The sequence below is a fragment of the Alkalibaculum sporogenes genome (genome assembly GCF_009362815.1).
In the GTDB taxonomy this organism is placed as follows: Bacteria; Bacillota; Clostridia; order Eubacteriales; family Alkalibacteraceae; genus Alkalibaculum_A; species Alkalibaculum_A sporogenes.
The window spans coordinates 23,551-36,282 of the sequence record NZ_WHNX01000017.1 but is presented as its reverse complement, the minus strand read 5'-3'; the positions used below and the strand labels follow the sequence as shown (position 1 = coordinate 36,282).

The 12,732-nt window shown below is 28.4% G+C and carries 11 protein-coding genes; 10 read left to right on the top strand and 1 reads right to left on the bottom strand.

Annotated features, from left to right (window positions below):
* The first annotated feature begins 9 nt into the window (after positions 1-9).
* The 5 genes from GC105_RS11245 to GC105_RS16930 all read left to right on the top strand — a co-directional run bounded on the left by GC105_RS11245 (position 10) and on the right by GC105_RS16930 (position 4,269).
* A complete protein-coding gene (locus tag GC105_RS11245) occupies positions 10-789 on the top strand; it encodes a hypothetical protein (protein WP_152804801.1) in 780 nt (259 codons plus the stop codon).
* Positions 790-1,563, top strand: a complete 774-nt coding sequence (locus GC105_RS11240) for a hypothetical protein (protein WP_152804799.1) — start codon at positions 790-792, stop codon at positions 1,561-1,563.
* 34 nt (positions 1,564-1,597) lie between these two features.
* A complete protein-coding gene (locus GC105_RS11235; protein ID WP_152804797.1) occupies positions 1,598-2,266 on the top strand; it encodes an ABC transporter ATP-binding protein in 669 nt (222 codons plus the stop codon).
* 859 nt (positions 2,267-3,125) lie between these two features.
* Positions 3,126-3,830: a hypothetical protein gene (locus GC105_RS11230; RefSeq protein ID WP_193708396.1), complete on the top strand. Its 705-nt coding sequence runs from the start codon at positions 3,126-3,128 to the stop codon at positions 3,828-3,830.
* A gap of 235 nt (positions 3,831-4,065) precedes the next feature.
* Positions 4,066-4,269 carry a hypothetical protein gene (locus GC105_RS16930; protein WP_193708395.1) on the top strand — a complete coding sequence of 68 codons (204 nt, stop codon included), beginning with the start codon at positions 4,066-4,068 and terminating at the stop codon, positions 4,267-4,269.
* A 279-nt stretch (positions 4,270-4,548) separates the two neighbouring features.
* Here the strand turns inward: GC105_RS16930 and GC105_RS16925 are convergent, their stop codons facing one another.
* Positions 4,549-4,728, bottom strand: a complete 180-nt coding sequence (locus GC105_RS16925) for a hypothetical protein (RefSeq protein ID WP_193708394.1) — start codon at positions 4,726-4,728, stop codon at positions 4,549-4,551.
* Between the two features lie 766 nt (positions 4,729-5,494).
* On the opposite strand from GC105_RS16925, the gene GC105_RS11225 reads away from it, so the two are divergent.
* From GC105_RS11225 to GC105_RS11205, 5 genes are all read left to right on the top strand, one after another.
* Positions 5,495-6,229, top strand: coding sequence for a PHP domain-containing protein (locus GC105_RS11225; protein WP_152804793.1), 735 nt, complete (start codon positions 5,495-5,497; stop codon positions 6,227-6,229).
* Positions 6,230-6,233: 4 nt separating this feature from the next.
* Positions 6,234-7,103, top strand: a complete 870-nt coding sequence (rapZ, locus tag GC105_RS11220) for an RNase adapter RapZ (RefSeq protein ID WP_152804791.1) — start codon at positions 6,234-6,236, stop codon at positions 7,101-7,103.
* Complete coding sequence (locus GC105_RS11215) at positions 7,104-8,108, top strand: gluconeogenesis factor YvcK family protein (RefSeq protein ID WP_152804789.1); 1,005 nt, start codon at positions 7,104-7,106, stop codon at positions 8,106-8,108.
* Between the two features lie 3 nt (positions 8,109-8,111).
* Complete coding sequence (gene whiA, locus GC105_RS11210) at positions 8,112-9,059, top strand: DNA-binding protein WhiA (protein WP_152804788.1); 948 nt, start codon at positions 8,112-8,114, stop codon at positions 9,057-9,059.
* A gap of 189 nt (positions 9,060-9,248) precedes the next feature.
* The gene (locus GC105_RS11205; RefSeq protein WP_152804785.1) at positions 9,249-12,713 is read left to right on the top strand and encodes a DNA polymerase III subunit alpha; all 3,465 of its coding nucleotides are present in this window, start codon (positions 9,249-9,251) and stop codon (positions 12,711-12,713) included.
* Positions 12,714-12,732: the final 19 nt, after the last annotated feature.

Here is a 12,732-nt window from a genome sequence, read left to right as displayed (position 1 = left end):
GGAGTTTATATGTCATTAATTACGAAGAATATTTTGATTTTTTTTTCATTTAAGTTATTAGTACTAGTTGCAGTCGTCTCATGTGTTTCATTAACCTATTTGAATGAAATAGATGGAATTTTGACTGCTTATGAAGTTACAATAGCTGTAATAGCGAATCCATATTATGTTACTTTTATTTCATTACCATTTCTAATCTTTATGATTTATAAATTACAGAATGATTATTCAATTTATATGATAATAAGATTTAAAAAGATTAGAAATTACATATATATACAATTTATTTCGATATTTATAATAATTTCCATATATGTAATAATACAAATATTGGTAGTTATTATGATTACACGCGCTGTATTACCGCATCAAAATATTTTTTTGTTTATGAATCAAAGTGTGGATTTGACTCAAACAGTTTTCGATTCTCTTAAAATCTATTCATATTATAATGAAACACCACTAATTGCTTTATTTAAATTAGCTGGATATATGATTTTTGGGATGTATATCAGTAGTATTTTATTTTATATTGTTATAAATACTTTTTCTAAAAAAATAGTACTTATCATACAAATAATTGAATATATGGGTATGATCGTTGCAGTGCATTCAATAGATCAGTATAATAATATTATAGGATATTTATTTATTAACAACTATTTTATTTTACACTTTGGCTACAATTATAATATTAATCATATGTTGGAGATAATGCTGCTAACGATAATTATATTAGTCATTTATTTAAATACATACTTGAATAAAAATGTAAAGGTGGAGTATTAATTGTACTTAATTATCTCGGAAGTGAAAAAAATATTTAAATTTTCAATTATCACGACGATTATATCCAATATTTTATTTGTGATAATATGCTATATGATACAAAACCAGTATGCTTTATTTTATAATATGCAGCTATGGTCTATAGGAGGTGAATATTTAAGTCTATTTTATATAATAATTGCAGTAGTTCCTGTTTGTTGGATAATGGTTTATGAAAGAAAAAATAATTATCTTGCATATGTAGTCCCTAGGATCTCTAAATTAAAATATCTTTTATTGAAATGGTTGATATCGGCATTCTCCTCGGCATTAGTTATGTTTATAATTTCATTTACTGCACTTTTATTTATTCTATATATTTTTCCACAGGTTGATATAGTATTACCTTTATCGGAAAATGATATATCAATAAGAGTTTATAAAGGTTTACTTTATGTAAAATATCCACTTTTATATGGATTTTTACTAAGTGCTTGGAGAGGAATTCTAGCTTTTTTATTTTCAACCTTAGGATATGTATTGTCATTATTTATTAAAAATTTATTTATTGTATTAGCGACTCCTTTTTTATTTGGAATAATTGATTCATTTGTTCTTGGAACATTAGGATATTCGCAATATGAAATAATAACTAGTTTTGATCCAACACGTGTTAAAAGTGAAGTGATTTCTAAATATACATTTATTTTTAGTGCGTTAACTATAATAATTTTAATTGTAATTTTATTAGTATATTATTCATTAATTAAAAAAGAAAAAATATTTGAAATATAACATAAATATTAAATATAGTAAAGAAGGTTGAACTATGGATTACATTATCGAATTAATAAATGTGAAAAAATCCTTTAAGAAAAGAGTGGTTTTTAGTAATGTTAGTCTCCAAGTTATAAAGGGTGAGACAGTAGGTTTGGTGGGTGAAAATGGATGCGGTAAATCAGTTTTGTTTAAAATTATTGTGGGACTTATGCGACCTGATATGGGTGATGTTTTTGTAAGAAGTGAAAAGGTTGGATTGAATACAGATTTTCCGATAAATGTTGGTATCTTAATTAATTCTCCAGGCTACATAGATTTATATTCTGGTTATGAGAATTTAAAATTTCTTGCAAATATCACCAAAAAAGCTGACAAAAATGATATTTTGAATACAATGAAAAAAGTTGGATTGGATCCTTATGATAAAACTAAGGTCAAAAATTATTCTGTTGGTATGAAGCAAAAGTTAGGGATTGCTCAAGCAATTATGGAAGATCAAGATATATTAATATTAGATGAACCTTTTAATGGGTTAGACTATAAAACTAAAGATGATATTATTAATATAATCAGATTACTCCAAAATCAAAAAAAAACAATTTTAATTACAAGTCATAATTTTCAGGATATTCAAACTTTATGTAATAAAACATATATAATTGAAAACAAGAATATCAAACCAATGTCTGATGAAATGAAACTTAAGTATAAAAATTAATATATTAGAAAAGGAGATAAATAAACTGATTTTAGAATTATTGAGATATGAAATCAAGAAGTATTATCATTGTAAAACACTATTATATATATTTTTGTTAACCTTCATTGCATTATTATACTTACAAAGTTATGAAAATAATTTTAATTCATATGAATTCATTTTGTTTATTTTGTCAAACAAATATTTTATTACATGCATATTATTGCCAATATTTGTATTAGTTATAATTAGCACTATTGCTAATAAAAGTGTTTTAATCATATTTAAAAGTAAAAGCATTTCTAGGTTTTATATTATGAGAGTCATATTAATATTTATATTAGCCTGTTTATTTATTTTTCTTCATATATTGATATTAACAATAATAAGTCTGTTGTTAATTAATAATCACGTTTCTATATTTTCATGTAATGAAATAGCTAGTCAATATTCAATTATAAATATTACACACCCCATAATTGGTATAATTAAAACTTCTATATATCTAATTATCGGATTAACTTTTATAGGGATTATTATTATTACATTAACTCATTTTTTGCCTAAAAAATTGAGTTATTTTATTATATTATTTTCTTTAGCAATATCTTTCTTATTTAATAATATTGAAACAATGCCATTTATTTATAGATGTTTTGCTTTTGGGACATATGTTGTTATATGGTATAAAAATGTTCTTGTATTATTACTTATGTTTTTTAGTAGTATATTTTGTTTTTTATTATTAAAGAAGTTTTGGTGGTATAATATTCGAGATTTCAACCTAATTTCACATATAAAATTAGATAATAGTCGTTATTTTTATTCATTTTTATTTAAAAAAAAGTACATTTTACTTATTGTGATTTTAACTAGTGTGAGTGTGATTAGTATATATACAGAAAATATTAAAAGTAATTTTGATGAATTAATTGTATTAGAATTATATGGGTCAGGAACAGGAATATTTTCTATGCGCAGTTATATTTATATTATGTTATATAACATAATTCCTGTATATATATTATGTGGATTTTATGAATACTGTAAAACACATATAAACTTAGCAGTAAAAATAAGATTTGGAAGTCGAACTAAATGGTTGAATAAAATTAACAAAACAGCAATAAATTTTATTATATTATATATATTTGTTACAATTTTAGTTTATATAATTACAAGCTTTGTTTTTACAAGAGATATAGAACTTAATAAAAATAGTGTAGAATTACTAAAAGGAACGCCAATGGTAAATACTCCTATTATTAATATAATAATAAAATTTGTTATTTCTAAATTTTTGGAGATGTTGTTTATTTTTTTGTTTATTTTATTAATTGATACTTTTACTAAGTCAACAATAATTGATTTTATATTAATCGTAATAGGACATATAATAAATTTGTTTCCATTAAAATTTATGGTTTATAATCCTATGGGAATTTCATTTTTAGGAAGGCAGATATATAATGAAAATGCAAGAACTCTTACTTATTCAGAGATAATAATTACACTATTTATATATATTTTTTTTGTATTAGTTATTTTAAATTTAAGAAAAAGTATGATCTTTAACGATTGAATGTAAGCGCTCAATAACAGAGTGCCTTATATTTGGTGGGAATAGGCATTTGCGGAATGGATCCAAAAGATGCTATAAAATTTGAAGTTAATTTAATAGTTGTTTCTACTTAATACTAAGATATGAATTAGGAATGTAAACTATACTCATTAATCCATATATCCGTGTCTCTTATGTGCCATGATATATACGCTTATCACGACTGACTGTGCATTTACGGTTCTACTTTCTTTAGATGGAGCACAAGGATTCTTACAGTGGCACACAGGATTTGTTCCTTTATAATAAGTTTCTGGATTCACGAGACCAACCTTTAGGTTTGAAAATCTTAGAAGGATCAAGTGGGCAAACAGGCCAACCAAATTCATTGAAAGCTGGATCAGCTATATCATCTGACTTTGGACTTTTTCTAAGAGGTATGTATACTTTTTCTAAATGACAATCTTTTAATAAAAATGGATACGTTTTATAGGTATCAAAATCCGAACCACATAAAAATATTTTAGGATGGATAGTAGGGTGTGCATTTAGAAAGTTAGAAATTACAGGTTTTAAAGATTTACTGTCATCAACAGTTTTTCATCTTCAGGATCATCATAAAGAACTTCTAGTTCAAGTTCTGGATATTTTTCCTTGAAGTTGCGATAAAGGCAAGTAATTCTCTAACGATACCAAGTCCATTCGTAGCGTAACAAAACTTTCCATTGGCATACATTTTTCATATTTCATCATTAGCTGATGAGACTTTAGGCATCTTAGAATACGTAATATTATGGATGTGATCTGATGATTTGCCTTTGTTAATAGATTTCACACGCCGAATAATACTATTAAGAAAAGATTTAGTGAGAAAATCAGCAATGTATTGGTTGTTCCCAGTTGGGATAATCCAAAGCACGCTTATTACTATAGTAATTCGACATGATTGCCTAAAGTCATTTTTGGTTTGAAAAAAATAATAAAAATCTGAATTTATCAGGTTAAACTAATTAAAAAAGAAATCAAAAGATTAGATAAAGCATTAATCAGCAAAAGTCAATTTTTAAGTGAAAGCAGAGACTCCGAGCGTTTAAGCTATAAATATAAGACTTTGCGAGTTTACCGAGTTGAAAACCTAAAAAAGTACGCACTTTTCGAACACATAAAAAAGCTTGAATCCTCGTATTTCCAATAGGTTTCAAGCTTTTTACTATAACTGACAAAGACAGGATTATATTATGAAATACTGAAGTTCGTATTTGCAATAGATAAAATTAAAAAGGTTACAATATATTTATTAGATATATGTTATAAGCCATTATAATAAAGAAGAAGTGGATAACAGCATAAATACTTATCTACTTAAGATACTCCAATATAGGAGTGCAATAAAAGGTTAAAACATTATTCAAAAAGTAACATTTTAGAATTGAGAATTTAAATTTGAAAAATATTCAATCGATAATTGTTAATAACAGTAAAGCGATTATGATGTTGTTAGAATAAGTATAATAAATTAGGCATACTGTCTTAAGTAATTATATCTATAATAATATCTACTTTTGGGTAAATATTATATAATGATATTGATAAGAGATAGTATTATGTAAGCTCTTTAGTTACTACTGTTTAAATAGACTAATACAAACAAATATATAAATAAATATAGAAGGTGGAATTTATTCATGAGATTAACAGGAGATCTACACACACATACGACATATAGTCATGGCAAAGCGACTATTGAAGAAAATATTTTAAGGGCCATAGAAGTTGGACTTAAAAAAATAGTAATATCTGATCATGGAAGTGGTCATTTCTTATATGGTGTAAAAAGAAGACATTGGATAGAAATGAGAAATGCAGTTAATTCAATGAGAGAAAAATATCCTAATATAGAGATATTGCTTGGAATTGAAGCAAATGTTGTTGGATTAGATGGGAATATCGATATTCGTGACGAAGAGTTTAAAATGTACGATGTTGTCTATGTTGGATATCATTATGGAATAATACCTCATAGTATCAAAGATTTCGTTATGTTTTATTGTCTTAATGCATTGGCTAAAGTATTTCCTATATTAAGAAGAAAAGCTATGGAAGTCAATACAGACGCATTAATAAAAGTCATGGAAAAACATCCGATTTTTATGATAACTCATCCAGGCGCAAAAATTCCAATTAATATTGATGCTATAGCAAGAAAAGCAGCAGAGTTAAATATAGTCTTAGAGGTAAACGCAAGTCATGGACATCTTACGAAAGAGGAAATTATAGTAGCAAAAAAATATAATGTAAAATTTGCAGTAAATAGTGATTCGCACCTGCAAGAAAATATAGGCAGTGTAGACAGAGGATTAAAAGCTATAGAATATGCGTCTATACCAGTAGAAAATATAGTGAATGTTGAGGAGGATTAATATTATGAGATTTGTTATAGTAACTGGGTTATCTGGTGCGGGAAGAAGTTATACACTTAGAGCGTTTGAAGATTGGGGATATTTTTGTGTTGACAATCTACCACCAGAATTAATCCCAACTATTGCTGAATTATGTGGAAGGTCGAACACAAATATAGAAAAAGTAGCTCTAGTTGTTGATAGTAGAGGTGGGATATTCTTTGATCAACTTGAAAGTATATTAGAAGAAATGCGCCAAAGGAAATTTGATTTTGAAGTGCTATTTTTAGATGCTACAGATGAAGTGTTAATACAAAGATTTAAAGAGACTAGAAGAAAACACCCACTTGCAAATGAAGATAGAACATTAGTAGGGGTTTCATTAGAACGGGAAAAACTTGCTGAAATTAAAAAGATTTCAGATTACATCATTGATACATCAAATTTAACTGTAAAAGACTTAAAGGGAGAACTGTCTAATGTATTTAATAACGACATGAAATCTACAGGATTGCTTATAAATGTAGTTTCGTTTGGATTTAAATATGGAATTCCTTTAGATGCAGATTTAGTTTTTGATGTAAGATTTCTACCTAATCCTTTTTACGTAGAGGAACTGAGAAAACTTACTGGAAATGACAAAGCAGTACAAGACTATGTGTTGGAATACAAACTAACACATCAGTTTATTGATAAGATATTGGACTTACTAAAATTCTTAATTCCAAACTATACAGAAGAGGGAAAGACTCAGCTTATAATAGCCATAGGGTGTACAGGAGGACAACATAGATCGGTCACAATAGCAAATACTCTGTACTCTTTACTCCAAAAAGAAGGTAATTGGGTAGTAATTGATCATAGAGATATATATAAGCATATAGGAGATAATTAAATGAGTGATATATATACTCAAGGTGAATATTATAAAAAGTCAAATTCTCCTAAGGTTGTTATAATTGGAGGTGGAACAGGAGTATCAGTACTACTTAGAGGAATTAAAGAATATACAGAAGAGATTACAGCTATAATTACCGTAGCTGATGATGGTGGTGGATCAGGCGTTTTAAGAGAAGATTTAGGTATGTTACCGCCTGGAGATATTCGAAGTTGTATTTTAGCTTTAGCAGATGACGAGTCAATAATGCAAAACTTACTAAATTATAGATTTGAGGAAGGCAGATTAAGAGGACAAAGTTTTGGAAATTTATTTATTGCTGCAATGAATGCAATTAGCGATAACTTTGTAGAGGCTATAAAAAATGTAAGTGACGTTATGGCAGTTAAGGGTACAGTACTTCCAGTTACTACAGAGGATATTACACTAACTGCAGAATTAGTAAATGGTCAAATAGTAAACGGAGAATCATATATTGCAAAATCAGTCCAGGAAATGAAGAGCAATATAAAAAAAATGAGGATCAATCCATGTACAGTAAAAGCTTTGCCATATTGTTTAGATGCTATAGAACAAGCAGATATAATTATATTAGGTCCAGGGAGTTTATATACAAGTATTATTCCAAATTTATTAGTAGAAAATATAGAGATTGCCTTGCACAACTCAAAGGGAAAGAAATTTTATATTTCTAATGTTATGACACAACCTGGGGAAACACAAGGATATGATTTGTTTGACCATATAGAAGCTATAGAGAATCATTTAGCTAATGGAAGTAAAGTGGTAGATTACATAATAGCAAACTCTGGTATAGTAGAGAGAAAATATTTAAAACAGTATCAACTAGAGGGGTCAGATATGGTTCGAATCAATTTGTCAAAATTTAGAGAAGGTTATTACAAGTTTATATTAGATGATTTTGTAGAAGTTAAAAACGGATATATTAGGCATAATGCAAAAAAAATAATTGAGACGATATTAAATGTAAAAGAGGATTAGAATATGAGCTTTTCATCTGAAACTAAAAGTGAAATTTGTGCTTTATCTTACGATGATAATTGCTGTATGCTAGCAGAATTATCAAGTTTGTTTCATATGTGTGGAACTATAAGTTTTGAAGGAAATAACAAAGTCAGTTTTAATATTAGAACTGAAAATGCAGCTATTGCAAGAAGAGGATTCAAAATACTAAAAGCAAACTATAAAGTGAATGCAAAAGTTAGTGTTTCAAAAAATAGGCAATTCATTAATAGGAATGTATACACTGTAAAGGTTCCATCACAAGAAGAAACACTACACATCCTTTTGGAATTACATATATTAAAAAACAATGATGGTTTTATTACTTTAGATTATGATATTCCGAAGAAATTTACAAGTCGTTCATGTTGTAAAAGAGCAGCAATAAGAGGAGCTTTTTTAGGAGGTGGTTCTATATCTAATCCAGATAAGGCATATCACTTAGAATTTACTTGTCATAATAAAGAATATGCGGAACAACTATTGAAATTGATTAATAGTTACAATTTAACAGCAAAGTGTATACAAAGAAAAAATAACTATATTGTGTATTTAAAAGAAGGAGAACAAATTGTTACCTTATTAAATATCATCGGTGCACATAAGACCTTATTAAATATAGAAAATATCAGGATCATGAAAGAAATGAGAAATAATGTAAATAGAATTGTCAACTGTGAAACTGCTAACTTGACCAAAACTGTAGATGCGGCATATAGGCAAATAGAGTCGATTGAATATATAAAAGAACATATGGGGCTAGAGAAATTACCTCAAAAGCTTAAAGAAGTAGCAGAATTAAGGTTAAACTATGAGGATGCATCCCTAAAGGAATTAGGAGAGCTACTAGAACCTCCAGTAGGCAAATCAGGTATTAATCATAGATTTAAGAAAATAGAGGAAATAGCAAAATCTATAGGATTGAATTAATAAGAACTCAATACTTTTGTCATAATTCTCAAACTTAAATATAATGTATGCACATAGGGTCAAATTTGACCCGGAGGGACAAGTTGTTGACGTAAGCGATATATACATTTATAATATTATATAAGTAGTATATAATCTTATATAGCAAGACAAACTTGTAGTTAAGATAAGTTGAAGGGATTTTTTAGGATGAAAAATTTTACCCATTTACATGTACATACTGAATTTAGTTTATTAGATGGTTTTAGTCGCATTAAGGATGTAATTCTTAGAGCTAAGGAACTCGGCATGGAAAGCTTGGCTATAACTGACCATGGAGTCATGTTTGGGATTATAGATTTTTATAAAGAGTGTATCGTGCAAGGCATAAAACCAATAATAGGGTGCGAAGTATATACGGCACCAAGAAGCCTGCATGATAAAGATTCCAAGCAAGATTCAAACCCTGGTCATTTGGTTTTACTCGCAAAAAACAATGAAGGTTATAAAAATCTAATGAAGATCGTATCTACGGGTTTTATAGACGGATTTTATTATAAACCTAGAATAGATATGGAGTTTTTAGAAGCTCATAAAGAAGGGCTTATTTGTTTAAGTGCTTGTTTAGCAGGAGATATACCTAGAGCAATAATGAATAATGACAATAAAAGAGCCAAAGAATTGACTTTGCGATATAAAGAGTTATTTGAAGATGATTTTTACTTAGAAGTTCAAAATCATAATATGGCAGAACAAATAAAAGTTAATGAAATATTAGTTCAAATATCTAAAGAAACCAATGTACAGTTAGTTGCAACAAATGACGTTCACTATGTCAAAAAAGAAGATGCTCAGAGTCATGACGTATTGCTATGTATACAGACTGCTAGTAATGTAGCGCAAACAGATAGGATGAAGTTTCCAAGTGATGAATTCTACCTAAAGTCTTATGATGAAATGTATTCGCTTTTTAATCACATACCGCAGGCTATTGAAAATAGCAATTTGATAGCTGCAAAATGCGATCTATCTATTAGCTTTGATAATATGCATTTGCCAACTTATCCTCTTCCAGAAGGTATTTGCGAGAGAAATTACTTACGGGAATTATGCTATGAGGGTCTGCAAAATAAATATGATGATATTACTGAAGGACTCAAGCAAAGAATGGAATATGAATTATCTGTTATTGATTCCATGGGATATAATGAATACTTTTTAATTGTATGGGATTTTATTAAGTATGCAAAGGATAATTATATTATGGTGGGACCAGGCAGGGGTAGTGCCGCTGGTAGTTTAGTATCGTATACCTTAGATATAACAACAGTAGACCCAATAAAATACGATCTTTTGTTTGAACGATTCTTGAATCCTGATAGGGTTACAATGCCGGATATAGATATAGATTTTTGCTATGAGAGAAGGCAAGAAGTAATAGATTATGTGGTAGATAAATATGGTAGTGACCGTGTAGCACAGATTATTACATTTGGAACTATGGCAGCAAGAGCAGCCATTAGAGATGTTGGAAGATCTCTAGATATGTCATATAGTGTAGTTGATAGAGTAGCAAAGGAAATTCCAATGGAAATAGGGATGAATATTGAAAAGGCTATAAAAGGAAATCCTAATATATCTAAGATGATGGATGAAGATAGTGAAGTCAATCGTCTAATCGAATTATCCAGATCTTTAGAGGGGCTATCTAGGCATGCATCAACTCATGCTGCAGGTGTGGTAATATCAAATAAGCCTTTAGTAGAATATGTGCCCCTTTATAAAAACAATGAAATTATAACAACACAATTTCCCATGACATTATTAGAAGAACTAGGCTTATTAAAAATGGATTTCTTAGGACTTAGGACTTTGACTGTTATACGTGATACATTAGATAATATAGCATTGAGCAAGAATATAAATATTTCTCTAGAAAATATAGATCTTGAGGATAAATTAGTCTATGAATTGATATCAAGTGGAGATACATTAGGAGTATTCCAATTAGAAAGCAGTGGAATGCAAAAATTTATGAATAATTTAAAACCTGATTCATTTGAGGATATAATTGCAGGAATTTCTCTGTATCGGCCAGGCCCAATGGACTCTATACCGACGTATATTGAAAATAAAAAGAAACCGGAAAAAATACAGTATATACATGAGGTGCTTGAACAGACACTAAAAGTAACATATGGTTGTATGGTTTATCAAGAGCAAGTTATGAAAATAGTAAGAGATGTAGCAGGTTACTCAATGGCTAGAAGTGATTTAGTAAGAAGAGCTATGTCAAAGAAAAAAATGCAAGTTATGGAAGAAGAGAGACACGTGTTTATCAATGGGGAAGTTGATGAACAAGGTAATATCGTAGTTGAAGGTGCACTTCGAAGAGGAGTAAGTTCAAAACAAGCTAATAAAATATTTGACCAGATGATCGACTTTGCAAATTATGCATTTAATAAATCTCATGCTGCTGCCTATGCTGTTATTGCTTACCAAACTGCTTGGCTTAAAAAGTATTATCCTATTGAATTTATGGCTGCTTTGTTAACAAGTGTGATGGGTAATGATGGTAAAATAGCTCTTTATATAATGAATTGTAGAAATATGGGCATAAATGTATTGCCTCCTGATGTAAATGAAAGCCATGAAAAATTTACTGTAGTAGGTGAAAATATAAGATTTGGCTTAGCTGCGGTTAAGAATGTAGGTGATAACCCTATAAAATCTATTATCTCTAGTAGACAAAAAGATAAATACAAATCATTTACAGATTTTTGCCAAAAAAATAATAGTAAAGTATTAAATAAAAGAGCAGTAGAAAGTCTAATAAAATGTGGCGCCTTTGATTCTTTATCGGTATATAGATCACAATTAATGAATGTATATGAAAAGATTATCGATAATATAAATATGGACAAGAAAACTAATATTGAGGGACAAATATCATTATTTCAAAATATACAACAACACAATATGGTTCATGAATCCTTGCCTCAAATTCAAGAATTTGAAGAAGATATGAAGTTAGCAATGGAAAAAGAGATGTTGGGCTTATATATAACAGGACACCCACTTAGAAAGTATGAAAAAATTCTTTTAAGTAGAGTTTCACTAAATAGTAGCACTATTAATAATTATGATGAACTTGTTGCATCAGGAGTAAAGGATGGAAACATAGTTACAGTTGGTGGCATGATAACTAATAAAAAGAATTTACTAACCAAAAAGAATAATATGATGTGCTTTTTAACATTAGAGGATTTATTCGGTAGTATAGATATCGTTGTTTTCCCAAAAATTTATTCAAAATATGAAAAATTGATTATTCTTGATAAGTCCGTACTAATTAAGGGTAAAATAAACTTTAACGAAGAACAATCACCCAGTATTCTCTGTGAGAGCATGGTTGAACTCGAACAACCAGGAGAATATCAAGAAAAACAAGAACATAAAAATATAGAAATTATGATCCCAGAAATGTCTAATGGGACTATAAATAGAGTTAAGGATGTACTAGTAAAGTATCCAGGTAGTACACCTGTTATATTATCGATAAAAAATACTGATAAAAAATTTAAATCAAACAAAGAATTATGGGTTAACTTAAATGAAGATTTAATTGGTGAACTATCAAAGATGTTTGGCAGTGACAATATTCATGTAAATTAAGTAATATAAATAACAAAGG